The 25,839-nt window shown below is 62.3% G+C and carries 23 protein-coding genes, 1 tRNA gene and 1 pseudogene; 20 read left to right on the forward strand and 5 right to left on the reverse strand.

The annotated features are described in order from the left end of the window. Nucleotides 1-7: 7 nt before the first annotated feature. The 14 genes and pseudogenes from CIT39_RS25875 (at nucleotide 8) to CIT39_RS25940 (ending at nucleotide 12,654) form a co-directional block, all read left to right on the forward strand. Nucleotides 8-1,342, forward strand: a complete 1,335-nt coding sequence (locus tag CIT39_RS25875) for a GH1 family beta-glucosidase (RefSeq protein WP_094974071.1) — start codon at nucleotides 8-10, stop codon at nucleotides 1,340-1,342. Further along, the gene (gene glk / locus CIT39_RS25880; protein ID WP_094974070.1) at nucleotides 1,339-2,316 is read left to right on the forward strand and encodes a glucokinase; all 978 of its coding nucleotides are present in this window, start codon (nucleotides 1,339-1,341) and stop codon (nucleotides 2,314-2,316) included. The genes CIT39_RS25875 and glk overlap by 4 nt, the downstream gene beginning before the upstream one ends. A gap of 19 nt (nucleotides 2,317-2,335) precedes the next feature. Next, complete coding sequence (locus tag CIT39_RS25885) at nucleotides 2,336-3,274, forward strand: 1-phosphofructokinase family hexose kinase (protein ID WP_244607456.1); 939 nt, start codon at nucleotides 2,336-2,338, stop codon at nucleotides 3,272-3,274. Next, on the forward strand, nucleotides 3,267-4,382 hold the full coding sequence (locus tag CIT39_RS25890) for an SbmA/BacA-like family transporter (RefSeq protein ID WP_094974069.1): 1,116 nt from the start codon (nucleotides 3,267-3,269) through the stop codon (nucleotides 4,380-4,382). Before CIT39_RS25885 ends, CIT39_RS25890 begins: the two co-directional genes overlap by 8 nt. A gap of 222 nt (nucleotides 4,383-4,604) precedes the next feature. After that, nucleotides 4,605-5,021 carry a hypothetical protein gene (locus CIT39_RS25895; protein ID WP_162308682.1) on the forward strand — a complete coding sequence of 139 codons (417 nt, stop codon included), beginning with the start codon at nucleotides 4,605-4,607 and terminating at the stop codon, nucleotides 5,019-5,021. A gap of 1,250 nt (nucleotides 5,022-6,271) precedes the next feature. Beyond that, nucleotides 6,272-6,637: a Spy/CpxP family protein refolding chaperone gene (locus tag CIT39_RS25900; protein ID WP_244607636.1), complete on the forward strand. Its 366-nt coding sequence runs from the start codon at nucleotides 6,272-6,274 to the stop codon at nucleotides 6,635-6,637. A gap of 493 nt (nucleotides 6,638-7,130) precedes the next feature. Continuing rightward, nucleotides 7,131-7,982, forward strand: a pseudogene (locus CIT39_RS25905) (SbmA/BacA-like family transporter); the annotation flags it as partial. A gap of 254 nt (nucleotides 7,983-8,236) precedes the next feature. After that, nucleotides 8,237-8,803, forward strand: a complete 567-nt coding sequence (locus tag CIT39_RS25910; RefSeq protein ID WP_244607637.1) for an ATP-binding cassette domain-containing protein — start codon at nucleotides 8,237-8,239, stop codon at nucleotides 8,801-8,803. 155 nt (nucleotides 8,804-8,958) lie between these two features. Next, complete coding sequence (locus tag CIT39_RS25915; RefSeq protein ID WP_065752791.1) at nucleotides 8,959-9,123, forward strand: DUF3309 family protein; 165 nt, start codon at nucleotides 8,959-8,961, stop codon at nucleotides 9,121-9,123. A 274-nt stretch (nucleotides 9,124-9,397) separates the two neighbouring features. Beyond that, nucleotides 9,398-9,913 carry an exopolysaccharide biosynthesis protein gene (locus CIT39_RS25920; RefSeq protein WP_202975542.1) on the forward strand — a complete coding sequence of 172 codons (516 nt, stop codon included), beginning with the start codon at nucleotides 9,398-9,400 and terminating at the stop codon, nucleotides 9,911-9,913. Between the two features lie 219 nt (nucleotides 9,914-10,132). Beyond that, nucleotides 10,133-10,651, forward strand: coding sequence for an Hsp20/alpha crystallin family protein (locus CIT39_RS25925; RefSeq protein WP_094971787.1), 519 nt, complete (start codon nucleotides 10,133-10,135; stop codon nucleotides 10,649-10,651). A gap of 175 nt (nucleotides 10,652-10,826) precedes the next feature. Beyond that, nucleotides 10,827-11,060 (forward strand): hypothetical protein, encoded by a 234-nt coding sequence (locus CIT39_RS25930; RefSeq protein WP_094971786.1) that lies wholly within the window; start codon nucleotides 10,827-10,829, stop codon nucleotides 11,058-11,060. Between the two features lie 30 nt (nucleotides 11,061-11,090). Continuing rightward, on the forward strand, nucleotides 11,091-11,378 hold the full coding sequence (locus tag CIT39_RS25935; protein ID WP_094971785.1) for a hypothetical protein: 288 nt from the start codon (nucleotides 11,091-11,093) through the stop codon (nucleotides 11,376-11,378). Beyond that, nucleotides 11,344-12,654 carry a DUF927 domain-containing protein gene (locus CIT39_RS25940; protein WP_244607457.1) on the forward strand — a complete coding sequence of 437 codons (1,311 nt, stop codon included), beginning with the start codon at nucleotides 11,344-11,346 and terminating at the stop codon, nucleotides 12,652-12,654. Before CIT39_RS25935 ends, CIT39_RS25940 begins: the two co-directional genes overlap by 35 nt. 61 nt (nucleotides 12,655-12,715) lie before the next feature. Here the strand turns inward: CIT39_RS25940 and CIT39_RS25945 are convergent. The 5 genes from CIT39_RS25945 to CIT39_RS25965 all read right to left on the reverse strand — a co-directional run bounded on the left by CIT39_RS25945 (nucleotide 12,716) and on the right by CIT39_RS25965 (nucleotide 18,175). Beyond that, a tRNA-Lys gene (locus CIT39_RS25945) sits at nucleotides 12,716-12,791 on the reverse strand. 157 nt (nucleotides 12,792-12,948) lie between these two features. Further along, nucleotides 12,949-13,566 carry a Spy/CpxP family protein refolding chaperone gene (locus CIT39_RS25950; RefSeq protein ID WP_181955118.1) on the reverse strand — a complete coding sequence of 206 codons (618 nt, stop codon included), beginning with the start codon at nucleotides 13,564-13,566 and terminating at the stop codon, nucleotides 12,949-12,951. 206 nt (nucleotides 13,567-13,772) lie between these two features. Continuing rightward, on the reverse strand, nucleotides 13,773-14,777 hold the full coding sequence (locus CIT39_RS25955; RefSeq protein ID WP_094971783.1) for a TRAP transporter substrate-binding protein: 1,005 nt from the start codon (nucleotides 14,775-14,777) through the stop codon (nucleotides 13,773-13,775). Between the two features lie 264 nt (nucleotides 14,778-15,041). Continuing rightward, entirely contained in the window at nucleotides 15,042-16,604 is a 1,563-nt protein-coding gene (locus CIT39_RS25960) for a 2-isopropylmalate synthase (RefSeq protein ID WP_094971782.1), read from the reverse strand. 1,307 nt (nucleotides 16,605-17,911) lie between these two features. Further along, the gene (locus CIT39_RS25965; RefSeq protein WP_094977853.1) at nucleotides 17,912-18,175 is read right to left on the reverse strand and encodes a hypothetical protein; all 264 of its coding nucleotides are present in this window, start codon (nucleotides 18,173-18,175) and stop codon (nucleotides 17,912-17,914) included. Nucleotides 18,176-18,397: 222 nt separating this feature from the next. Between CIT39_RS25965 and CIT39_RS25970 the strand changes: the two genes are divergently transcribed. The 6 genes from CIT39_RS25970 (at nucleotide 18,398) to CIT39_RS25995 (ending at nucleotide 25,813) form a co-directional block, all read left to right on the forward strand. Further along, nucleotides 18,398-19,645 carry an SMP-30/gluconolactonase/LRE family protein gene (locus CIT39_RS25970; RefSeq protein WP_162308684.1) on the forward strand — a complete coding sequence of 416 codons (1,248 nt, stop codon included), beginning with the start codon at nucleotides 18,398-18,400 and terminating at the stop codon, nucleotides 19,643-19,645. Nucleotides 19,646-19,935: 290 nt separating this feature from the next. After that, complete coding sequence (locus tag CIT39_RS25975) at nucleotides 19,936-21,150, forward strand: ABC transporter substrate-binding protein (RefSeq protein WP_414645255.1); 1,215 nt, start codon at nucleotides 19,936-19,938, stop codon at nucleotides 21,148-21,150. Nucleotides 21,151-21,251: 101 nt separating this feature from the next. Continuing rightward, nucleotides 21,252-22,127, forward strand: coding sequence for a branched-chain amino acid ABC transporter permease (locus tag CIT39_RS25980; protein ID WP_094977469.1), 876 nt, complete (start codon nucleotides 21,252-21,254; stop codon nucleotides 22,125-22,127). A 1-nt stretch (nucleotide 22,128) separates the two neighbouring features. Next, on the forward strand, nucleotides 22,129-23,055 hold the full coding sequence (locus tag CIT39_RS25985; RefSeq protein WP_094977468.1) for a branched-chain amino acid ABC transporter permease: 927 nt from the start codon (nucleotides 22,129-22,131) through the stop codon (nucleotides 23,053-23,055). Then, nucleotides 23,055-24,536 (forward strand): ATP-binding cassette domain-containing protein, encoded by a 1,482-nt coding sequence (locus tag CIT39_RS25990; RefSeq protein ID WP_162308685.1) that lies wholly within the window; start codon nucleotides 23,055-23,057, stop codon nucleotides 24,534-24,536. The genes CIT39_RS25985 and CIT39_RS25990 overlap by 1 nt, the downstream gene beginning before the upstream one ends. A 41-nt stretch (nucleotides 24,537-24,577) precedes the next feature. Beyond that, a complete protein-coding gene (locus tag CIT39_RS25995; RefSeq protein ID WP_094977466.1) occupies nucleotides 24,578-25,813 on the forward strand; it encodes an ABC transporter substrate-binding protein in 1,236 nt (411 codons plus the stop codon). Nucleotides 25,814-25,839: the final 26 nt, after the last annotated feature.

A 25,839-nucleotide genomic window follows, 5' to 3' on the forward strand; every position in this document is an offset into this window, starting at 1 on the left:
GTCGTCCATGCAGACAACGCAACTGCCGAACACCGCCAGCCTGCGCTCCGATTTTATCTGGGGCGTTTCTACCTCCAGCTTCCAGATCGAAGGGGCAACTCAGGAGGATGGGCGCGGATTGAGCGTCTGGGACATCTATTGTCGGACCGGTGAGATCAAGAATCGCGACACCGGCGACGTCGCGTGTGACCATTATCATCGCTACCGCGAAGATGTCGGTCTCATGAAGGCGCTAGGCGTGCAGGCGTACCGGTTCTCGGTCTCCTGGCCGCGCGTCCTGCCACAGGGCCGCGGATCCGCCAACGAGGCGGGCTTTGCATTTTATGACCGTCTGATCGACGAGCTGTTGGCCGCCGGTATCGAGCCGTGGCTGTGCCTGTATCATTGGGACCTGCCGCAGGCCCTCGAGGAGCGCGGCGGCTGGCTCAATCGGGAAGCGGCCGTGTGGTTCGCCGACTATGCGAGTTTGATCGCCGCGCGCTTTGGTGACCGGGTCAAGCGCTTTGCAACATTCAACGAACCGTCGATGTTCAGCCTGTTCAGCCGTTCGCTCGGCAAGCGGGATAGCAGCAGCGAGGACAAGCTCCACTGCATGATCCACAACGTCAATCTCGCCCACGGGGCGGCGGTGGATGTGCTTCGAGCCAACGTAATCAACGCCTCGATCGGCTGCATTCACAATCGGCAGCCATGCCGGCCTTCCAGCGCAAGCGAGGCCGATGCAGCGGCTGCGGCACGCCTGGATGTGTACTGGAATGCGGTCTTTCCGGATCCGCAATGCCGCGGCGAGTATCCGCGGTCGATGCGCACGGCGATCGAACCGCATATGCAGCCGGGGGATCTGACGCGGATTTGCCGTCCGCTCGATTGGTTCGGACTGAACCACTATAGCCCGGTCTACGTGAAGGCCGGGGCGGATTCGATGCTGGGTTACGACTTCGGTGACAAGCCGGCCAGCCTGCCCTTGACCCCGATCGGATGGCCGATCGATCCCGACGCTTTCAGTCAAGCACTGCAGGATGTGCACGCGCGGTATGGCCTCCCAATCTACGTGCTCGAGAATGGCTATGGCGATTCCGGCCAGCCCGACCAGACCGGTGCGGTAGTCGACCCGGGCCGGATAGAGTTCTTGAAGGCCTATATCAACGCGATGAACGAAGCCGCTGCCAGCGGCGTCGATGTTCGTGGCTATTTCGTCTGGTCGCTGCTCGACAATTTCGAATGGGACTCCGGGTACAGCATCAGGTTCGGCTTGACCTATGTCGATTATGCTTCGCTGCGGCGAATCCCGAAATCGTCTTTCCGCTGGTATGCCGGGTTGATCAGCGCGGTGCGGCCATGATCAAGGCGACGCTGGAAGAACGAGCCGCGTTGCTTGCAGATGTTGGAGGGACCAACGCCCGCTTCGCATTGCTAACTGACGGCGAGCTCGGCGCGATCACACATATGGCGGTCAATGACTACGCTACCTTTCAGGAAGCGCTCGCTGCCTATCTCGGCGCTTCGGCCAAGGCCGAAAGGCCTGCCCATGCGATCCTTGCCGCTTCCGGCGCGGTTGAGAATGGCCGCTGCGCGCTCACGAACAATTCCTGGATCGTCGATGCAGAGGAGTTGCGCGGGACCCATGGATTTTCGATCGTACGATTGATCAACGATTTTGAAGCAGTCGCATGGGCCCTACCCCGCCTTGGCCCTCGCAGCTTGCTGCAGCTCGGCGGGCGGCAGCAGGTGCCGGGAGCGCCCCTTGCCGCGATCGGCCCAGGCACCGGTTTGGGAATGGCGGTGAGCATACCACGCCCCGGCGGACAGATCGTTCTCGCCAGCGAGGGAGGCCATGCCACGATGGCAGGCGGTTCGTTACGCGAGGATGCGGTGATTGAGCATTTGCGGCGACGTTTCGGACATGTGTCGGCCGAACGCGCCCTGTCGGGCGCGGGGCTCGAAAACCTGTATGACGCTCTCGCCTCGATCGACGGCGCGACGCCGCCAAAACGCCGCGCGGCCGACATTACGCGGGCCGGAATTGAGGGGACGTGTCCGACCAGCCGCGCCGCCGTCGACATGTTTTGCGCGATGCTGGGGTCTGTCGCGGGCAACCTAGCGCTCGCGCTGAATGCGAGAGGCGGGATATTCATCGGCGGCGGCATTTTGCGCCACATGCCAAACTATCTTGCCGCCTCCGAGTTTCGCCGGCGCTTCGAGGAGAAGGGGCGGCTCCGAAAATTCCTGGAACCCATACCAGCCTATCTCGTCCTGGACGACGACGTTGCGTTCGTCGGCCTTCGTAACCTGATGGAGGTCGAAGGCATTGGCTGAGATACCGCAACTCGACATCGTGACCCTGACCATCAACCCGGCTGTCGATATTTCGACCTCGGTCAGGAAGCTGGTGCCCTTCACGAAGATGCGCTGCACCGAGGCTCAGCGTGATCCCGGCGGTGGCGGGATCAATGTGGCCCGTGTCCTGATGCGGCTCGGCCTCGAAGCGACTGCGGTCTATCCGGCCGGCGGCGCAACCGGCCAAACGCTGGCGGCGCTGGTTGAACGCGAGGCTGTGCGCAGCATCGTCATCCCGACGTTGAAGGATACTCGCGAAGACATCACCGTCTTCGACGAGACCAGCAAGGAGCAGTTCCGGCTGGTTTTCCCGGGCGCCTCCCTCAGCGAATTCGAATGGCAGCAATGTCTCGACGCAATTGCGCGTCTCACTCCGCGGGCCGCGTTTGTCATCGCAAGCGGCAGCCTGCCGCCGGGTGCGCCGGTCGATTTCTACGGCAAGGTGGTCCGGGCATCGAAAGGGGCGGCCAAAGTCATCGTTGATACGTCCGGCGCTTCGCTCAAAGCCGCGCTGGAAGCGGGCGTCTATCTCATCAAGCCCAACCTTCGCGAGTTTCAGGAGCTTGCGGGGATCAGTTGCGCCGACGAATCCTCGCTCCTGGAGGCGGGGCGCCGCCTGTTCGACCGTTATCGCATCGAGATCATTGCCCTCTCGTTGGGCTCCGGCGGGGCACTGCTCCTGACGCGCGACATCGCCATGCGTGCGAATGGCCTTCCTATGGAGCCTGTCAGCGTTTCCGGCGCAGGCGACAGCTTCCTGGGGGCGATGGTGTGGCGCCTCGCCAATGGCGACAAGCTCGATAGCGCCCTGCGTTATGGCATTGCCGGCGGTTCGGCGGCGCTGCTCAGTCCCGGAACGGGGCTTTGCCTTGCTGCCGACGTTCATCGCCTAGCATCCAGCGTGAACGTCACAATCATAGCCGGCTATCATGCTTAGCAACGAGGCGTACCACTCACCCGGCGAACGGCAGTTGCTGCTGCGCTTCTGGAAAAGTGCCGGGGGCTTCTGGAAAGGCAAGTCGGCGGGCTGGGCCTGGCTTCTCACGGTGTTGCTCATTGCGACAGTTCTTCTGCAATTGCTGACCCAATACTACTTGAACTTCTGGAACCGCGACTTCTTCAACGCGGTCGAGCGCAAGGACGGGAAAGAGCTCCTCAGCCAGGCGCTGCGATTCATCCCGCTCGCTGCGGCCAGCCTGTCGCTCGCCGTCTTCTCGGTCTGGGGGCGGATGACGCTCCAGCGAAGGTGGAGAGCCTGGTTCAGCGATGAGCTTTACCGCTACTGGCTGGGGCAGGATCGCTTTGTGCGACTGAACTTCGTAGCGGGAGACTATCAGGCCCCTGAATATCGTATCGCGGAGGACGTCAGACTGGCAACGGATCTCCCGGTCGACCTCGTTCTCGGGCTCGCGGCTTCTCTCCTGACAGCGGCCACCTTTATCGGCATCCTTTGGGTGGTCGGAGGCAATCTCACGATTGATGCAGCCAGCCTCACTCTGACCATTCCCGGCTATCTGGTCGTCGCCGTCGTCATCTACTCGATCGCCGTAGCAGCCGTGACGATGTTGATCGGCCGCCGGCTGACGGACGTTCTGGAAGAGAACAAACGGGCCGAAGCCCAGTTGAGGGCCGTCGGAACCCATGTGCGTGAAAGCGGAGAAAGCACGGCACCCGGCATGAAAGGCGAGGATGGAATTCGCGCGATCCACCCCGCCCTCAAGGCGGTAATCTCATCGTGGCTGGATTATTGCTGGCAACTCGTACGTCTCACGATCATAACCCACACGAATTCGCTGGTGACGCCGGTGATCGGTCTGCTGCTTTGCACGCCGAAATACGTTGCCGGTACGATTCTGCTCGGCGAGGTCGTCCAGGCGGCCGCAGCCTTTGTCGTGGTCCAGGGCGCCTGCAGCTGGTTTACGGATAACTATCCACGCCTTGCCGAATGGGCTGCTTCGGCCAACCGTGTCGCGTCGCTTCTTCTCGCATTGGACAAGACCGATCCATCTCAGGTGAAGGATGATAAAGTACGTATGCGCGGCTGAGAGCGGCGCCCGCGAAAGCTCGAATTCCACGTCGTCCTTGGGCTCCAGCGCCCCGCAATGTTGATGTTTGGCTTGGGAGCCATCGCGGATAACGATCGCCACCGTCGCGCGGTTGGCGGCTAAAGCTTTCGATTGATGTAGGTCAAGATCAGTCGGCCATGTTGAAACGTGTCATCGGTACGATCTTCGCTTCTGCCATCGGCTGCATGGGAATAGTCGGATTTGCATCCGCCGACCCCATCGGACGCTAATGAATGCAACGTCTACGGCATCCAAGCGCCGGAGCCGATTGGCGATCGCAGCGGACATAATCTGGTGACGACCCAATTCTCCTGCTTTGGCGTCGAGGGCATTCTGAAGAACGCGGTGTATTCGGCCGTCAACGTTTCGGAATGGGATGGTGCCAAGGCAACGCAGTTGCAAGCCGGCGGCACGCATCGCGCGGGGGGCGGATTGGCCGTCACGCAGATGTTGCAAGGGACTCAGTCCATGATCATGAAAGATGGCAGCCCGGTCGGCGGCGAAAGTTCGGGCACCGCGATCGTCAAATTCGCATCTGGATCGCTTGCCGGAAAAACCCTCAAATTCACCACCAAGACGACGGGCGCAGGTCGGTTTGTTCTGGAGTTCGCCGACTAACGAGAAACTTTCCAGGCACGATGTCCGCCGATGTCGATGTCCGTAATGCGTACGGCTCCTCCGCTTCTGTGCCCGCGCACTGAGATGAATGTCCCGTTGCCATTTAAGCTTGAGATTGCGTCCACGGCCTAAGCCGAAGAATACGCGAATGTAGGCTGTCCAGCATGCTGGCGGACGCATCTCATAAGCAAATCAACCGGGAACTACTGGGCGATAAAAGTTCTGCAGTCCTGCTCCCGCAACAGGAATCGCCCGAAACTGCTTAGGTGGATTTGCCCTCAGCGCGGCCGAAACTGTTTAGCAATGTTCAGTACCGAATTCCAGCGGCCCCTCAGCCAGCTTAAACCGATGCCAAGAAACGGTCGGTGCTTCCGGATCTCATTTCAAAAGAAGAGGCCCGAGAGGTTGAGCTGGAGGTGCGCGCTGGCCGTACGAAATCGCTTAAATGAGCGCGGGGGCCATTGTCGAATAAAAGGGGCCGCCTCGCAGCAGCCCCTTACCGGGTTGCAATGAACGCTCATTAAAATCACCAGCCCCGGTATATTAAGATTAACTGCATCGCCGCATTTGGCTTTGATCTCGATCAATGCAGAGATTCGCGGGACCACAACAAAACCGCCAATTAATAGTTCCCCCCTGGATCGTGGTTGGGCTCCTCGATCTGCCTCTTGGTGAAAGAGGCAGCCAACTGAGGCAGCTCGTAAACTAGGCCCGCCCAGTAGGGGGATACCGAGCGAGGTGCTTACACTGAGCTTCGGAGGGGCTCCGGGGGACATCGCGCAATGTAGGCGCTATCCGAAGGCGTCAGCCACCCTCGTTCCCTCCATAGCCGCGCCGGTGCTTCCAGCCGGAGCAGGTTGCTGGGTGGGCCTTGCTCCGCCGTGCGTTCAAGTTGATCAGCATCAATTCCACTGTCTCAACCGCACGTAACTTTAATACCAGCCGGTCCGAAGCGCTTCAGTGCGCAACCGCAGAAACGCTGCGCGTAGGCTTCCAGAGAGGACACGCCATGTCATCTTTCTTCGGTCCTATTGCCATACCCGTGCCCTTCGTCTGCTCGGTTGCGATCGGGGCGCTGATGGGCTCGACGATGCTCGCCAGCCCGCCGACCGCGGTTCGCGCCGAGACCGTCCCCGACTCTGCAATCCAGTTGGTGCAGTCCGATACGAGCGGGGCCGCCGCGGGAGCCACCGAGGCAAAAGGGGGAGACCGTCGAGCAACGGGTCAGGACTCTTCAGAGGGCGCTGAAAATCACGTCCGACCAAGAGCCGAAATGGGACGCCGTAGCGCAGGCGATGCGCGAAAATGCCATTAACATGGACACCTTAATTGCAGAAACTCGGAGGATGCCCCCACAAGACATGACCGCAGTGGACGATCTGAAAAGCTATCAGAAATATGCACAGGCGCATGTCGACGGGCTGAATAATCTGATTGCATCGTTCGCGACGCTTTACGACGCAATGCCCGACGACCAGAAAAGAATCGCCGACGACGTTTTCAGGACCTCTGAACGTGAACGCTCTCCTGCACCGGTAGTTTACGGTCCGTTCTTTCCGTTCTTTCCGTTCTTTCCGTTCTTTCCGTTCTTTCCGTATTTTCCATTCAGCCGGTAGTGACAGCGAAAGGGCTCGCCGAGATATCTCCGCAATGGCACGGCCCACCGCACCAGATGCCGCATCGGCGATGAACAGACGGCGAGCCAAGCACATTCATGATAGTGCAATAGCTCATACCGCCGGGGCAGGTCATCGCGGCGGGTCAGGATCCCAGTCGCCGGGGCCTGCTCCAATCCGATGATCCGCGGACGAAACAGGGGGGCACGAGCGTATGAAGGCTGACGTTGCATCACCTGCTGCTCCACAGGCCGTCTCGCCGCCGGCGGAGGCAATTCCGAAGCTGCCGCAGGCTGCGCATCCTTTAATTCCAATCATGCCGGGCGTGGCAGCCAGGCCCCCTCTCGCGAACGCGCTCATCAAGGCTGCGCCAGTACACGATTTCAATCTTGCCCGGGACCTGAGCTTGTTCACGCGCGTGCTTCGGCAGGCTGAAGGCGGGCGACGGGTAGTGGCGATCTTCATTGCTTCGACTGTCGTCACCATTGCCAACATGTTTGGACAAGTCCAACTCAACGATTGGAACGGCCGGTTCTTCGACGCCGTCGGCCGCAAGGACCTGTCGGGCTTCGTTCACGATCTCCAGACGTTTGTCGTCATCATCGCTATTTTGTTGGCGCTCACGGTCGCAAACACCTTTCTCCAGGAGCGCCTGAAGTTTCGACTGCGGGAATGGATCACCCGTCACCTCCTGGCCGAGTGGCTCAAGCCGCTGCGCGTCTATCAACTCGGCTTTGCCGGCGAGTATGGTCACAACCCGGACCAGCGCATCCAGGAGGATACGCGCCTTTTGGGCGACTACACCGCCGACCTCGGCTGCGGCATCGTCTATTCCTTGCTTCAGCTCATAGCTTTCGTCGGGATGCTTTGGACTCTCTCGGCGCAAGTCACTTTCCAGGTCGCGGGCTACGACATCGCCATTCCCGGCTATATGGTCTGGTGTGCGCTCGCTTATGCCTCGATCGGCTCGGCTCTGACCTGGATCGTGGGGCGGCCGCTGATCGCCCTGAACGGCGAGCGATATGCGCGTGAGGCGGAATTCCGCTTTGCACTCGTTCGGGTCAACGAGTCCGGCGAGAGCATCGCACTGCATGGCGGGGAAAATGACGAACGGCGGCATCTCGAGGCCGCGCTCGCGGCTGTCGTGGACACGATGCGGCGGATATCCTCTTCGCTCGCTCACCTGACCTGGATCACATCGGGCATCGGCTGGCTGTCGTTGGTCGTTCCGATCCTGGTGGCAGCACCGGCCTATTTCGGCGGCAACCTGACGCTGGGCGGCCTGATCATGGTGGCGGGCGCGTTCACCCAGGTACAATTGGCGTTGCGATGGTTCGTCGATAATTTCTCACGGCTCGCCGACTGGCGCGCAGCAGTCCATCGCGTCGCGCGGTTTCGCGAAGCGCTCGACAATCTCCCTGCGATCGAAGCGGGCGCAGAGGAAATCAAACGCGGTCTGCATCCGCAAGGACATCTTGCTTTCGAGGGCGTGCGCATCCTCTTGCCGGACGGCCATATCGTCATCGACGACGCGACGGTCAGCATCACCCCGGGCGAGCGCGTCCTATTGTCGGCGACACCGGAAGAGGAAAATCGACGCTGTTCCGCGCCGTGGCGGGCCTCTGGCCGTGGGGATCCGGGACAATCCTCACGCCTGCGCCCGAGGCCATGTCGTTCCTGCCGCAGCGCCCTTATCTGCCCCTGGGCACGCTACGAAACGCCCTGAGCTATCCGAGCCCGGCCGACGCCTTCCTTGACGCGGATGTACGACAAGCCCTGGAGCGGTGCGATCTCGGCGATCTCATTCCCAAGCTCGACAAGACCGAGCGCTGGGACAAGGAGCTTTCGCTTGGCGAACAGGAGCGCCTCGCTTTTGCGAGGCTTCTCCTGCACAAGCCTGGGTGGGTCTTTCTCGACGAGGCGACAGCCGCGCTCGACGAAGACAGCCAGCGCCGCGTCATGCGCCTGTTCGATGACGAGCTGAAGCGGACCACCGTGTTAAGCATTGGTCACCGACCGGATCTCGCAGTCTACCACACCCGAACGCTCCAGCTCGTTCATGGACGTGACGGCGACCGCCTCAAGCTCAAACCGCCCCCCGCTCCACCTCCCCCTCGGCGCTGGCTGCAACGGCTCGACGACTGGCTGCTGACTATCCGAACATGATGGGGCCGTTTCGAACCATCCACATCTTTGATTTGCGTCAACCAGGCCTTGCTACTTCGCGACAAGATGAGTTCCTTACTGGGAACCTGCCTGGAATCGGCGGTTGGCGCAATGTTCGAGCCAGTCGCGACCAAGTCGCAAAGGGAGATATCGAAATGTCAATCGGGACCATCATTCTGATCATTCTAATCATCGCGCTGCTGGGCGGCTTCAGTGGGATCGGTGGCGGTCCGTTCTACGGTACTGGCTACTACGGTGGTGGAGGTCTTGGTCTTGTGATTGTCATTCTGCTGATCTTGCTTTTGCTCGGCAAACTTTGACCAAGCGGTGGCCGGCGAGCAGGTGATGAGCCGGGCTCGAATGCGGCCCATTCCATGGGGGTGGCTTTGGGAATGCCTCTGCCGCGTCTCCTCGCCATAGCGCGGTGGAGTTCGTTGATCCAATCAATTGCGGTCGGCCTCGAAGGAAGAGAGAGGAGACCCAATCTGAAGCAGGCGCTACCCGCCGACACGACAGCGTTTGTCCCCGCTTCGGTCTTGCTGCAGCGACTGCACGACGAGGCGCCGGCGGGATCACTTTACCCTGGGTTGGCTGATGAGCCGCATGCACAAGCGCTCCTACGGCCTCATCATGCTGCTGCTCGCCGTGGTAGCTGTTGCGCCGGGTGTCTCGATCGTCGCGGGCCTGCTGCTCATGATCCCCGCGTTCCAGATGATTCTGGGCCACAACATGCCGGTGTTCCCGCGCCGCATCGCCGCCCGTCCATTGCCGACACGGCACCTTGCCGCTCTGGTCCAGCGCGCTGTGCCCGTGCTTAGGTCTCTCGAGAAGCTCATTCATCCCCGCTGGCCGACTCCACTCGATGCGACCAAGCGTCTCGTCGGCGCCGTCGTCGTGCTCCTGAACATTACCCTGCTCTTCACGCCGGTCCCTCTCAGCAATGTCGTCCCCGCTCTGGTGATCGCGCTGATCTCGCTGGCCTATCTCGAAGAGGACGGTCTCCTGCTCTTGATCGCGCTGCTGGTCAGCGTCGTTGTGCTGGCGGTCGAATTGACCGCAGTCTGGGAAACCGTCCTCGGCGCGAAATGGATCTTTGGCCTCTGGTATTAGTCCGGCTGCGACTGAATGCGCTCGCGCCTGCCGGCTTTCAGTGCAGCGATGCAAGCTCGTGGGGCGCCATTAGGGCAACTTCATTGACGTGCTCTCTTTCATCGGCATGGGCTAGCGTTCCGCTTCGAAATAACCCAGCCGCTTTGCGCTACATCAAAGCCACCGCGACCGCGGGGAGCAAGCTGCTTTTGATGTTTCTTGAACGTGTGGAGAGAGCAGATGAGCCTTCCGAGATTGTGGACCGCCAGCCAGGAGGTTGCATTCGATCCTTTAAGGGCCATGCGGCGTGAAATGGAAAACGCATTTCGCGCTTTCGATCAGGGTTCGCCGACTCCCAGCATTGGGGCGGGGGCGCCTGCAATTAATGTGGCAGAAACCAGGGATGCCTTCGAAGTGACAGCCGAACTTCCAGGCGTGGACGAGAAAGATATCAAGGTCGGCCTGGACGGCAACCAATTGGTTATCTCCGGCGAGAAGAAGGCGGAGAGCACGAAAGATGAAAAGGACTGGCACGTCGAGGAGCGCAGCTACGGCTCATTCTATCGATCGATGTCTCTGCCTTTCGAGCCGGAAGAGGGAGCAATCGAAGCTCATTTCGACAAAGGCGTGCTGCATCTCGCCATTAAGAAGCCGGCCAAGGCGGTGAAGACCACCAAGACGATCAATATCAAGACCGGCGCTCCCCCAAGCGCGAGCCCCGAGCCGAACGAAACCGCTGCACCTGGCAAGGCGGCCTAGCCCTGTGGGGTCCTCGCCGAAAGCCGGAGACCCGAGCCAGATAAGCTGGTTCCCGTCTCCGGATTTCGTCATTCGTCTTCTCTGATGCCGCCATCGAATGAGACTGGCAGCTTGATTGGCTTTGGGTGCCAAGAGAGGCCCCTTGTCACGCGCCTGCGATACAATGAGAGCTCCCATGAAAAAGTCGGTTCGCTCAATTGACGATCCTGAGCCAAAGGTGCCGCGTGCCGACAGGCCGCCGTCGGAGGGATTTGTGGTCGTTGTCGACGGACACTTTAAATCGGAGTTTGAGACGGCCGAAGCGGCAAGATCAGCCGGTCGCAAACTGAAATCGACCTATCGGATGCTCAAGATCGAAATCTATGACGCCGCCACGAGGGTCCGAACCTTACTGGTCTCCGAAACCTAGCTATCGCACCGTCCTCATCGGGAGCGGAGAATGGCCTTCCTCAAGAGACAACTATATCGTCAGGTGAAAGGCCCGGAGATCACACACGAGGATCGTTCTTTTCTTGTCTTCGATACTGACACCAAGAGCTTGTATGTCGAGCGGGAGGTGACGCATTTGGAGACAGGACGCGGGGGCACAGTCGCATTCCAAACATCGACAATGGATATTGCGGTCTATCTAACACAGGGCGGCCAAACCGCTGGTCACCGCGAACTTTGGCGTTTGCTGAGAGCGCTCTTCAATGAGGACAGCGACGGCGCCTCTGGTGAGACATGACTTAGCCGCGCCTAAACCATCATCTTGTGACCTGCGCACCCAACTGACTGCCCCGGCGACGCCCCTACGATCTTCGGAACCAACAAGGCGATCCGCATACGCGGCCGCAACAGGTTGGCGCCCCGGCCATAGGACATTTGTGCTGGCACATCGGGCCATTGGAGCCAACACGAAGAATATCTGCGGCCTGCCGCCTGACGCGCATCGGCCTGAGCCGCGAGGTACATCCAAAGCTTGGCTCAGGTCGGTCGGAGTGCTCGCCAGGAAGTCGTCGGGCATGATGCTGACCACGTGCTGCTCATTTGCGGCGCCCCTCTTGCGCATCGCGAACGAGCAGGCGTTCGGACTTTGTCTCGCAGGGAAAACCGGGGGTGGAAAGACGACGGCTACCTTAGTCGGCTCGTCAGTTTGTGGGGCCGGTCGGATCGACCAGTTACTCACTTGGAACGCAACATTGGGTGGCCTTGAACCAGCCCTGCGCTCACATAATGACTGCCTGATGGTCGTCGACGATTTAAACAAGATGCCGGTCGCATCTGACAAAGAAAAGTATCACAGTGCAAACAATTTCGCCCACAACCTTGCCACTGGCTCGACCAAACGGCGCAGCCCCGCGTTCGACGACGGTTCGGACAATGGTGAACAATACCGGGTGATTTCGCTTACATCAGCAGAGACCACAATAGCGGAGCTTGCGGCGAAGTGTGGCGAGCAAAGGGGCGGTGATGCTCGCCGCCTAATCGACGTACCCATTTACTTGGATGGTCTCGATCACATCTTTGATCGAATGCCAAACGCTGGCACGCTCGGTCAATCAAAATTGCAACAACTGTTTTCGGCGGTTCATCAGGTCTCGCGCGGGCCCCTGCCCTGGTCTGCGTACGAGAACCCGTACATTTGGCTGCGGCAATCGAAAGGCGGCCGGCGCGTCGCGATGCCGGCCGGCACGCCGTTGAGAGCTCTACTCGACGCCACCGACCGTCGGGGGCCGCTCATCCTGACGACACACTGGGCCGGCCCTGGACGTCCGATGGCTCTCGCGCGTCGTGGGGGAAAGGCTTGCGAGCGTGCCGGCATCGACGGCCTGACGTTTCATGATTTGCGCGGCACGGCGGTGGTTCGCCTTGCGATCGCAGGCGCCAGCGTGCCGCAGATCGCGGCCGTCACCGGTCATTCGTTGAAGGACGTCGAGGCCATTCTCGATGCGCACTACCTCGGTCGCGACATTCAGCTCGCAGAAGCTGCGGTGAAGCTCGAAGCGAGAACAAAACTGTAAACGATGGTGTAAACGGCGCTCGTTTTGCCGTTTGCTCAAACCGCTAAGTGTTTGATTTATATGGTGGGCGCACCAGGGCTCGAACCTGGGACCCGCTGATTAAGAGTCAGCTGCTCTACCAACTGAGCTATGCGCCCGAAAGGCGGTGAGTGCCTTGCGAGGTCGGTCGTTTAGCAAAGCGATCCGGGTATGGCAAGCGATGCAATGAAGGTTTTTCCAAAGTCCCCAGAAAGCGAAAAGCCGCTGGATTCCAGCGGCTTCTCCAGGGTTAATCGTCGCGAAATCCAGCCCCGTTCAGAGCCGGCCCTCGCGGTCCCGGTCGGGGCCGCCGTCGCGGTCGGAGCGGTCACGATGGAAGTGCTCCATGTTGCGCTCCATCATGCGGTCCATGCCGCGCTCCATGAAGTGGCGGTGCGAGCCGTCTTCGCCGCCTCCAAACGGCCCGCGGTGGCGGGTCAGCACGGCGAGGCGCCGCTTCTGGCCCTCGTCGAGGGTCTTGTAGAGGGGGTCAGCGGCATCGGCGATCTTCTTCAGGGCTGCCGACGTCGCGCCCATGTCCTCGGCGCGCTGGCGCAGGCGGGCGACCGGATCCTCCGGCCTGTCCTTGTCAGCATTCCTGCCGGCATCGCCAGGGCCGGCATTCATCCGCGCATTGGCGCGGTCGATGCGCAGCTTGGCGAAATCACGCACGGCAGCCTCGACCGGCGGCCACAGCTTCTCCTGGTCGGCGTTGAGCTTCAAGCCGGCATGGACGGCGGCGATCCGCGCGTCGACGAGGGCGGCGCGGTCCTCGGGGTTCATGCGGATGTGGTGGCGCATGTGCTCCATCCACGGGCGATGATACTGGGCATAGACCGCGCCCGAGCCGGCGATGCTGAGCACGGCAATGGCGGCAATGGTGAACTTCTTCATCCGGACCTCCTCTGGAAGGATGGCCATGAAGATGGGCGCCGGACGGCTGACAAGCAACTTACAATCTGGACAGGGAGCATGTCCTTACGAAGATGTAACGCGCGATTTTACCTCCAGCCGCGATCGGAAATCATTCGCAACAGAAAGGCTTCCGTGCAGACCGCAAGGAAGCCTTCGTTCATCGTTCGGAGCTCAGTTCGTCGTGCTCAGTTCGTCGTGCTCTTGGCCTCTTTGAGGAATTCGTCGATCAAGGGTTGGCCGATGCGGCCTGCGGCATCCTTGTAGACCGGCTCCATCGCCTTGCGCATCGCCTCGTTCTGCTCCGGCGTGAGCTTGATGATCTCGCTCTTGCCGCTCTTCTTGATCTCGGCGAGCGCGTCGTCGTTCTCCTTCTGCGACTGCGCGTTGCCGAACTCGGTCGCTTCCTTCATCGCCTTGGTGAGCTGGTCGCGGATGTCGGCCGGCAGATCGTCCCAGAACTTCTTGTTCACGATCACGACGTAGCCGATGTAGCCGTGATTGGTCTCGGTGATGTACTTCTGCACTTCGTGCATCTTCTGGGTATAGATGTTCGACCAGGTGTTTTCCTGGCCGTCGACCACGCCGGTCTGCAGCGCCTGATAGACCTCGGAGAACGCCATCACCTGCGGCAGCGAGCTGAGCGCCTTGAACTGGGCCTGCAGCACGCGTGACGACTGGATGCGGAACTTGACGCCCTGATAGTCGGCCGGGGTGATCAGCTTCTTGTTGGCGCTCATCTGCTTGAAGCCGTTGTCCCAATAGGCAAGGCCGGTGATGCCCTTGGCATCCAGCAGCTTGAGCAGCCGGGTGCCCAGCGGGCCATCCGTCACCTTCCGCAGCGTCTTCAGGTCGGGCAGGATGTAGGGGAGGTCGAACACCTCGAACTCGCGGATGCCGAGCGGTCCGAATTTGGAGTTGGACGGCGCCAGCATCTGCACGCTGCCGAGCTGGAGCGCCTCGAGCTCTTCCTTGTCCTTGTACAGCGTCGAGTTCGGGTAGACCTCGACCTTGACCTTGCCGCCGGTGTACTTCTCGGCGAGTTCCTTGAACTTCTCCGCCGCCTTGCCCTTCGGCGTCTCGGTGGCGACGACGTGGCTGAACTTGATGATGATTGGCGATTGAGCCGATGCCGGCCCGGCAAGCCCGAGTGCCAGTGCCGCGATCGACGCGGCGATTGCGATGGTGCGCATAATCTCTCCCTGATGTTATCTAAGCCGCCCGCGCGGGCGACCAATGCTTGTTCCGGCTGCATCAATACAGGCCGCCGGAGTGGACTGCTATTGGCCGTTAGCAGGGCGGCCATTCGCGGTAACCAACGCCGTCATTCCGGGGCGATGCGAAGCATCGAGCTACGATGTGCAATTGCACATCGGAGGATCCCCAGATCCTCAGGTGCGCAATTGCGCACCATAGTCCGCCTCTTCGAGACGCCCCGGGATAACGAGCTTCGCTCGTCAACTCGCAGCCGCCGTTGTCACGGTGTCACGCTGGCGCTTCATGACGATCTTGTTGAGCGCGCCGAGATAGGCCTTGGCCGAGGCCACCAGCGTGTCCGGATCCGCGGCGCGCGCCGTCATCGCACGTCCCTCGTGCGACAGGCGCACCGAGACCTCGGCTTGTGCGTCGGTGCCTTGGGTGACGGCGTGGACCTGGTACAGTTCCAGCTTGGCCTCGTGCGGCACCAGGCGCTTGATACAGTTGAACACCGCGTCCACCGGACCGTTGCCCTCGGCTTCCTCGATCTTGATCTGGCCGTCGACGTCGAGCTTCATGGTCGCGCGCTGCGGGCCATGGGTGCCGGCGATCACGGTCAGCGAGGTCAGCTTGATGCGGTCGTGCGACGCCGCCATCTCCTCGTCGACCAGCGCCTCGATGTCCTCGTCGTAGATGTCCTTCTTGCGGTCGGCGAGCGCCTTCATCCGCGTGAACGCATCTTCCAGCTGGTTCGGGCCGAGCTTGTAGCCCATCTCCTCCAGCTTGTGCACGAAGGCGTGGCGGCCGGAATGCTTGCCGAGCACCAGCGAGGACTGCTTCAGGCCGACCATCTCGGGGCGCATGATCTCGTAGGTCGAGGCGTCCTTCAGCACGCCGTCCTGATGGATGCCGCTCTCGTGCGCGAACGCGTTCCGGCCGACGATGGCCTTGTTGTACTGCACCGGGAACGAGGTCGCCGCCGAGACCACCTTGGAGGCGCGGGTCAGCTGCGTGGTGTCGATCTTGTTCCAGTAGGGGAATTTGTCGTTGCGGACGTTAATCGCCATCACGATCTCTTCGAGCGCGGCGTTGCCGGCGCGCTCGCCGATGCCGTTGACGGTGCACTCGACCTGGCGCGCGCCGCCCATGATGCCGGCCAGCGAGTTCGCCACGGCCATGCCGAGGTCGTTGTGGCAATGCACCGAGAATACCGCCTTGTCCGAGTTCGGCACGCGCTCGATCAGCGTCCTCATGAAGTGGGTGTATTCCTCGGGCACCGTGTAGCCGACGGTGTCGGGGATGTTCACCGTGGTGGCGCCGGCCTTGATGACGGCTTCCACGATGCGGCACAGATAGTCCATCTCGCTGCGGGTGCCGTCCTCGGCCGACCATTCGACGTCGTCGATCTGGTTACGGGCGCGCGCGACCATGGCAACCGAGGTCTCGAGCACCTGCTCGGGGGTCTTGTTCAGCTTCACCCGCATATGCAGCGGCGAGGTCGCGATCACCGTGTGAACGCGGCCGCGCTTGGCAAATTTCACGGCTTCGGCGCAGCGGTCGATATCGGCCGGATGGGCGCGGGACAGACCGGCGATCACGGCGTTCTTGGAGCGGCGGGCGATCTCGCTCACCGCCTGGAAGTCGCCCTCGGAGGTGATGGGGAAGCCGGCCTCGATGACGTCGACGCCCATATCATCCAGCAGCTCCGCGACCTCGAGTTTCTCCTCGAAGGTCATGGTGGCGCCGGGGCACTGCTCGCCGTCGCGCAGCGTGGTGTCGAAAATGATGACGCGGTCCTTATCGGACTTGTTCGCGGGGGCCATTGTAAAATTCCTTTTGAGCTTTCGCGCCGTCAGTCTTAAGGGCGCTTGAGGTGTCCGGTGATCTCGACCAACCCCTGAGCGCCCAGGCGCGTGGCGCCCAGCCGGCCCTCAGGGGCAAGTAAGAAGAAGCCCGCCAATCAGGAGGGTGGGCAGCAGCGCGGCCGGGATCGTGGCGGCGGCCAGAGCCACCTCCCCCGAAATCCCATCGATTTGGCCGCGAATCAGCATTGCCAGACCCTTTTGAGCCCATAAATCCTCGGCCAAAACCGTTGACGGTTGGTTGCCAGAGGGCTCAGTAGCCTGTTTCTAGACGAGAAATAGCCGCAACTGCAACGCCAAAAGATGGTCAGGGAACCTGACCTGGTTGGGAGTCGTCCCGCTCTCTCCGTGTCCCGGACAAGTCGCAGCGCCTCTTGGCGTTGCGGCGCAGAGCCGGGATCCAGGGCGGCACGGGACGCGCCGAGATTGGCGCCGGCTCTGCAGCAGTGCGCAATTGCGCACTGGCCGGGCGACGACATTGAATGTGTGGTTGCAGACATGCCTTCTCGTCCTCGCGGCGGATTTCGCCCGAGCTTTGCTTCATCGCTCCACCCTCTGATCCAAGAGGGCACAGGGAAGGCCGGGTGCCGGCTGGCACCCGCGGTCCGCTGCGCGAAATGCACGCGCAAAAAAGACCGCACAGCAGCATACAGGTGTCGCCGATCACTCGGCCTTCCCTGCGCAGTGGCTGGACGGCTTATGCCGTGATCTCCCGGGAGCCGACCATTCCTTCTGGCCTCCCTCGCCCCGCGAATTTGGATGATGCAGTCTGCCCGGTTGGGCTCGCTCGCACCTTCGCGAAAGACTTGACCGTGGCAACGACGGCCAGGACCACACGGTTTTGCCGTACGCACGGCCCGCCATGTCGCCGCAGTATTCCCGAGCTCCGTCGACAGAGCCGGAAACTTACGAGCGAGACGAAGCCTAGCAGCGCCGTCGTCCGCACGCGGTTACGGACTCACAGGGACTACCCGCCCTGCCCGCACCTCTCATGCCGACGCTGCCGCGTCCACCGCAACCCCGGCTCGCGAACATGACGACGACACGTCGCCCCTCTTGGGTGAGCCGGGATGGACGACACATACGCCGAAACCGAATTTCGGTAAAGTGGAATATCTTCGCGCGCGTGGATTGACAGAGGGCGACACAGGCGCGGTGCCGTAGCCCGGGTGAGCGGAGCGATACCCGGGAGCGGTGCAGCCGGCACGAAGGCCCCGGATGTCGCTTCGCTCATCCGGGCTACGGGACTACGCGCACTGCGAACTCTGCTACCCCGCGCGGCGGGCGCGGGCCCGGCTTTCCCAGCGGGTCAGCATCTGGCCGAGTTCGCCGGTGACGACGGGTGCCGCGGTGATCGCGCTCGCGATCTCGTTGGTGTTCGCAGGCGCATTGGCGGAGAGCCAATCCGGCTCGCTATATTCGCGCCAGCGGCGGGCTTCCGCGCGTCGTTTGCTGGAGATGTGATCACGCGTGAAATAGCCGGCCGCGAACGCGATCCCAAGCAACACGATCAATACGATGACGCCAGCCACATTCAACTCCGTGCATCTGCCCGGCCGGTTCTTGCGTGGCAATCCGCGCGAAATCAAGGCTTCGACACGGCTTTTTTCTCCAGCGCATTCGAATATGACGACATTGCGGCTCACAACCGCACGGAAGAATTCTATTCCTCTCGCAACCGGAGGCGGACCGCATTAACCTCCGCTTCCGCTCGGCCGGATCAACCGGTCAGCGAACATTATTGGGAGGACGCGATGACACGCCAGGAGACGGGTGAGCCAGCGGCTCGTTACCAAGAGCAGCGTGAGCAGGATGCCGCGCTTTCACGACGAACACTCGTCCGGGGGCTTGCGCTTGGCGCCGCGGCCACGCTCGCCGGCCCTGCGCTGGCCCAGACCGGACCCGCCGCACCGCCGACCACCATCACCACCCCGCCGCGCGATTTCGGCCCCCGCGGCGCGCCGACCACTTATTTCTGGGACCCCGACATCATCGCAGTCGATCCGTCCTTCAACGATCTCGCGCAGCCCAACACCGCGATCAAGCGCCTGTACACCGGCGTGCTGTGGGCCGAGGGCCCGGCGTGGAGCGCGCAAGGAAGATATCTGCTGTGGAGCGACATTCCCAACAACCGGCAGATGCGCTGGAGCGAGGACGACGGCCGCGTCAGCGTGTTTCGCACGCCCTCCAACAATTCCAACGGCAACTCCTTCGACTTCCAGGGCCGCCAGCTCTCCTGCGAGCACCTGACCCGCCGGGTGACGCGCTACGAGCATGACGGCACCGCCACCGTGCTCTGCGACAATTACAACGGCAAGAAGCTGAACTCGCCGAACGACGTGGTCGCACATCCCGACGGCAGCTACTGGTTCACCGATCCACCCTATGGCGGCCAACTCTATGAGGGCGAACCCGACGCCGCAAGCGGCCCGAGCAATGCGGGCGGAAAGCTCAATCCGCGGATCGGACAGCCCGCCGGCTTCGTCCCCGGCAAGCGCGAACTGCCGACCAATTGCTATCGCATCGATCCCTCAGGCCGCATCGATCTCGTCGTGACCGAGGAGCAGGTGCCGGACCCGAACGGCCTGTGCTTCTCGCCCGACTACAAGAAGCTCTACGTCGCCTCAACCGGCAAGGGACCGGGCGACACAGGCCCGGGCGGCAAAGGCGATATCTTCGTGTTCGACGTCGGGGCTGACAACAAGCTGTCCAACGGCAAGAGGTTCAGCGACTGCGTGATCGACGGCGTCAAATGCGGGCCAGACGGCCTGCGCTGCGACGTCAACGGCAATGTCTGGGCTTCCAGCAATGCCGGCCGCGCGGTCGGCTACAACGGCGTGACGGTGTGGTCACCGGAGGGCAAGCTGCTCGGGCGCATCCGCCTGCCGGAGGTGTGCGGCAACATCACCTTCGGCGGCCCCAAGCGCAACCGCCTGTTCATGGCCGCGAGCCAATCGCTCTACGCGGTGTTCACCGCAACGCAGGGCGCGGGCCCGGGCTGAGCGCAAGGCATCATCGAGGGCGTCGGCATCACGCGACGCCCTCGACATTTCGAATCTAGCGCGTGTCGAACCCTGGTTCCGCGCCGCGGTTTTTCTGGCACTGAAGAGAAGTGGCAAGGACTGCCCGCAATTTGCGCAGGCGCTAGACTTTAGTCCCGCTCTCACGATCATGAACGCGGTTTCACTTGCCGAGACCTCCCTCGCCGCTATAGTGCGACATAATGGCTCACAAGAGGCCTGTTCGAAGGGAGAGAAAAAAAATGAATAATGCACTCTCTGTTGCATTGCGAATGACGCTCGGTGTGGCCGCGACCACCGCGATGATGACAGCGTCAAGCGCGGCCAAAGCGGCAGATCCGATCAAGATCGGCGTGATCGCGGAAGCTCAGGCGATTGCCGGCGCATCCATTCCGCAGGCGGCGCAGCTCGCAGCGGACGAGATCAATGCGAAAGGCGGCGTCGAAGGCCGCAAGATCGAAATCGTCTCCTACGACAATCACTCCTCCTCGGCAGATTCAGTGCGAGCGTTCCAGCGCGCGGTGAACGAGGACAAGGTCAACGCGGTCATTGCCAGCTATATCAGCGAGGTCGTGCTGGCGCTCGAGCCCTGGGCTTCGCGGCTGAAGACGCCGTTCGTCACGCCTGGCGCAGCGTCAAACGAAATCAGCAAGAGCGTCCATAGCGACTACGCGAAGAACAAGTACACTTTCCACGGCTATCTGACCTCGGCGGCACTGGCGCTTTCGGTCTGCGATGCCGCCAAGGATCTGCTCGTCGACAAGATGCACATGAAGACCGCAGTCATCATGAGCGAGGACGCCGCCTGGACCAAGCCGCTCGACACCGGCTACGAAGAATGTCTACCCAAGATCGGGCTGAAAGTGCTCGACCACGTCCGCTTCTCGCCCGACACCACCGACTTCACGCCGATCTTCAACAAGATCGAGGGCTCCAAGCCGGATGTCATCATCACCGGCATTTCCCACGTCGGCGTGCAGCCGACGGTGCAGTGGAAAAACCAGCAAGTGCCGATTCCGATGTTCGGCATCTCCTCGCAGGCCACCAACGAGACCTTCGGCAAGGACACCAATCAGGCGGCCGAGGGCGTGCTCTATCAGGGCGTCTCCGGTCCAGGCGTCGCGGTGACGCCGAAGTCGGTGCCGTTCGCAGAAGCCTTCAAGAAGAAGTTCGGCAACTATCCCTCCTATGCCGGCTACACCGCCTATGACGAGGTCTACTATATCGCCGACGCGGTGAAGCGGGCTGGTTCGACCGACGCCGACAAGCTCGTCGATGCGCTGGAGAAGACCGACTGGGAAGGCACGATCGGCCGCGTCCAGTTCTACGGCAAGGACGATCCGTTCACCCACTCGATCAAGTACGGCAAGGGCCTGATCACCGGGCTGATGCTGCAATGGCAGGACGGCAGGCAGGTCGCGGTCTGGCCCAAGGACGTCGCGAAGGCCGACGTCAAGTTCCCGAGCTTCGTCAAGCTCAGCAATTAGCAGGAAATGCTCCCGCGACCACTTCCCGGGAGCTTCCACATGCGTCCAACGCAGCACCGTCCCTCAAAGCGGCAGCCCGGCTGCCATCCGGCCTATCATCAATGCGAGCCTTCCAGATCTTGATCGATGGCTTTGCCATCAGCGCTCTCTACGCTCTCGGTGCCACCGGCTTTACCCTGATCTTCGGCGTCTCGGGCGTGCTCAACCTCTCTCACGGTGCCATCATGGTCGCGGCAGCGGTGGCGGCCTGGGCCGCGGCCAGCGTGCTTGGTGTCGGCACCTATGTCGGCGCGCTGATCGGAGTGGCGGTCGCGCTCCTCACCGCGTTTGCCACCTATTTCGCGGTGGTGAAGCCGATCCAGGACTCCCGGCGCATTCCCAATGAGGAGAAGGAGATCTTCGTTCTCACGGGAACGCTGCTCTGGGGCATCATGATCCAGGAGCTGATCGCCTATTTCTTCACCAACAACGCCAAGACCGTGCTGCCGATCGTCGAGGGCGTCGTCGAGATCCTCGGCGTCCGCACGCCGCAAAACGAGATCTTCACGGCGATCGTGTGCTGCCTCGTCATCGCGCTGCTGTGGCTTCTGGTGAACCGCACCCGCATCGGCAAAGCCGTGCTGGCGGCCTCGATGAACCCGCGCGGCGTCACGCTGCTCGGGCTCGAGCTCACCAACATCTACGTCGTGGTGTGGGCGATCTACGGCATTCTCGCCGGCATCGCCGGCGTGCTGCTCGGCATGTTCCTCGGCGTCAGCTCCTACAGCGTCGGACCGTTGACGGCGAGCGCGTTCTCGATCGTCGTGCTCGGCGGCCTCGGCAGCGTCTCCGGCTCGCTGATCGCCGCCTTCGTGGTCGGCTATCTCGAGACGCTGACGGCCTACCTCGTCTCGCCGGCCTATCGCACCATCCCGGCGCTGCTGCTGCTCGTGTTCGTGATGTACATCCGGCCTCAAGGCCTGCTGGGGAGGCGCTGAGATGTCCAACTTCTTCACCTCGCGCCTGTTCTTCATCTCGATCGCGCTCGTCGTCATTGCGGCAACGCTGCCGCTCTACGTCTCCGGCTACGTGCTCGGGCTACTGACCGTCGCCTTCTATTTCGGCGTGTTCGCGATGGCCTGGGATCTGTTGTTCGGCTTCGCAGGCGAAGTGAATTTCGGGCCGACCTTCCTGATCGGCGTCGGCGCCTACACCGCCGGCATCCTGAACGCCCAGTTCGGCTGGTCGGTCTATCTCTGTATCGTGTTGGGAGCGGTCGCCTCCGTGATCGCCGGCCTCGTGCTGGCGCTGCCGGCGCTGCGCGTGCGCGGACCGTATTTCGGCCTGACCACGCTGGTCGCGGTGCTGATGTTGCAGAACTTCATCGTCGTGTTCGCCGACCTCACCGGCGGCGAGATCGGGCTCACCATCCCCGACGTCATCAGCATCAACGCCGGCACCAACTACTGGATCGCGCTCGGCTTCATGACCATCTCGGCGGCCATCCTCTACGGCCTGTCGCAATCGCCCATCGGCCTCGTGCTGCAGGCGAGCGGCCAGGACCCGGTGCAGGCCGGCGCGCTCGGCTTCAACATCGTCAAGCACAAGCTCGCTGCCTTCATCGTCAGCGCGTTCTTCTCGGGGCTGTCGGGCGCGCTGCTGGTGTTCTACTTCGGCACCGCCTCGGTCGGCACCGTCGTCGACGTCGCCGTCGGCGTCAACGTGATCGTTGCGGCGGTGCTCGGCGGCCGGCGCACCGTGCTGGGCGCGGCGTTAGGGGCGATCTTCCTGATCGTCGCCGGCGAGTTCCTGCGCCCGACCGGCGAGCTCGCGACCTTCATCGTCTCGGCGGTCGCCCTGCTCGTCGTGCTGTTCTTCCCCGGCGGCTTCCTCGGAGCGGCCCTCTCGCGCGAGGCGCGTTCGTGATGGATATGAGGCTTTCAAACCGGGCCGTGCTCGAAGTCCGCGGACTGACCAAGCGTTTCGGCGGCCTGACCGCAGTGAAGAACCTGGGCTTCGAGGTCAACAGCGGCGAGATCTTCGGCCTGATCGGACCGAACGGATCGGGCAAATCGACCGCGATGAAGAGCGTGATGGGGATCGAACGCCCGACCTCGGGCGAGGTGATCTTCGAGGGCGAGAACGTCGCCGGCCTGCCCGCGCACAAGATCGCGCGCAAGGGCTTCGGCATGGTGTTCCAGCACTCGCGTCCCCTGAACCGCCAGACGGTGCTGGAGAACATCCTTGTCGCGCTGCTGCCGGACAGCCTGTTCATGCTGTTCCCGGACAAGGCGCTGGTCGAGCGCGCCAAGTGGATCGCCGAGCGCGTCGGGCTCGGCGATGTGATGAACCGCCGCCCGCCGACGCTGCCCTTTGCGGATCTGCGCCGGCTCGAACTTGCGAAAGCGATCGCGCGCGACCCCAAGGTCGTCCTGGTCGACGAACCCTTCGCAGGACTGACACGGGCCGAGGTCGACATCTTCTCCGAGCTGATCCGAAGTTTCCGCGACGAGGGCCGCGCGGTGATGCTCGTCGACCACAACGTCAAGAGCGTCGCCGCGCTGGTCGACCGCGTGCTCGCGATGTATCTCGGCGAGGAGATCGTCACCGGCAAGGCCGAGGACGTGATGAAGAACGAAACGGTACGGAAGGTCTATCTCGGCGGCGCCCTCGAGACCCATGCGCGGCCCGAGACCGGCTTCAAGGACCAGGTGCCGCTGCTCCAGGTCGAGAATGTCAGCGTATTCTACGGCAAGGCGCAGGCGCTGGAGAACGTCTCAATCCACGTTCACGAGGGCGAGTTCGTCTCCATCGTCGGCCTCAACGGCGCCGGCAAGACCACGCTGTTCAACACCATCTCCGGCTTCCTGCCCTATACCGGCGAGATCGTGCGCGGCGGCGACAAACTGCGCGGCACCAGTCCGGCGAAGATCGCGCGCAGCGGCCTCGTGCAGTGCCCGGAATCGCGGGAGCTGTTCGGCGAGATGAGCGTGCGGGAGAACCTCGATCTCGGCGGACAGCACCTGTCCGACGACGAGCGCGCCAAGCAGCTTGCCTGGCTGTTCGAGCTGTTCCCGATCCTGAAGGAACGCCAGGGCCAGATGGCGCAGACGCTCTCGGGCGGCGAGCAGCAGATGCTGGCGATCGGCCGCGCGCTGATGATGCAGCCGCAGATCCTGATCCTGGACGAGCCGACGCTGGGCCTTGCCCCCGTCATCCTCGAGCAATTGTCCAAGGCGCTGGAGAAGTTGCGGCAGACCACGGCGATCACGGTGCTGCTCGGCGAGCAGAACGTCACCTTCGCGCTGCCGCATGCCGACCGCGTCTACGTGCTGGAGCATGCCAGGATCGTCTGGGAGGGCGATCCCGGCCGCTTCGCAAGCGAGGCCGGCGCGGATTTTCTCTAGTTCGTACGTCTCGACAACAAAACAACGAAAGGGAAACGACCATGCGACCTTCAGTTCTCGGCAGCAGCCTGCTCGCCTCCGCGCTGGTGCTGTGCCTCGCGGCGCCCGCCTACGCGCAGTCGAACGATCCGATCAAGATCGGCGTCATCGCCGAGGTGCAGTCGATCGCGGGTGCGGCGACGCCGGGTGGCGCGCAGATCGCCGCCGACGAGATCAACGCCAAGGGCGGCATTCTCGGCCGCAAGGTCGAGATCGTCACCTACGACAACAAGAGCTCCTCGGCGGATTCCGTGCGCGCCTTCCAGCGCGCGGTGAGCGAGGACAAGGTCTCCGCCGTGATCGCGAGCTACATCAGCGAGGTCGTGCTGGCACTGGAGCCCTGGGCGGCGCGGCTGAAGATGCCGCTGATCACGCCCGGCGCCGCCTCGAACGAGATCACCAAGGCGATCCACAACGACTATGAGAAGAACAAGTACACCTTCCACGGCTATCTGACGTCGGCCGCGCAGGCGCAGATCGTCTGCGACGCCGCCAAGGATCTCCTCGTCGACAAGCTCAAGTTCAAGACGGTCGCGATCATGAGCGAGGACGCCGCCTGGACCAAGCCGCTCGACGTCGGCTACGAGGCCTGCCTGCCGAAGGCAGGCCTGAAGGTGGTCGAGCACGTGCGCTTCTCGCCCGACACCACCGACTTCACGCCGATCTTCAACAACATCGAGAGCAAGAAGCCTGATGTGATCGTCACCGGCATCTCGCATGTCGGGGTGCAGCCGACCGTGCAGTGGAAGAACCAGCAGGTGCCGATCCCGATGTTCGGCATCTCCGCGCAGGCGCTGAGCCCGACCTTCTGGAAGGACACCAATGGCGCCGCCGACGGCATACCCTCGCTTGCGGTGGCTACTCCGGACGTTGCGGTGACCCCGAAGACCAAGCCGTTCGCGGCGGCGTTCAAGGCCAAGTTCGGTTCGGCGCCGGCCTATACCGGTTATACCGCCTATGACGAGGTCTACATGATCACCGACGCGATCAAGCGCGCCGGCTCGACCGATCCCGACAAGATGGTCGCCGAGCTGGAAAAGACCGACTACGAAGGCACGATCGGCAAGATCCAGTTCTACGGCAAGAACGACGAGTTCACCCACGGCATCAAGTCGGGGCCGGGCGCCGTGACGGGCCTCGTCTTCCAGTGGCAGGATTCCAAGCAGGTCGTGGTCTGGCCCGAGAAGATCGCGGAGGGCAAGCTGAAATTTCCGAACTTCGTGAAGCTATCGCAGTAAGCGCCGGGCGAGCCGTTCCGCGGCAT

The sequence above is a fragment of the Bradyrhizobium symbiodeficiens genome (assembly GCF_002266465.3).
Taxonomy (GTDB): Bacteria; Pseudomonadota; Alphaproteobacteria; order Rhizobiales; family Xanthobacteraceae; genus Bradyrhizobium; species Bradyrhizobium symbiodeficiens.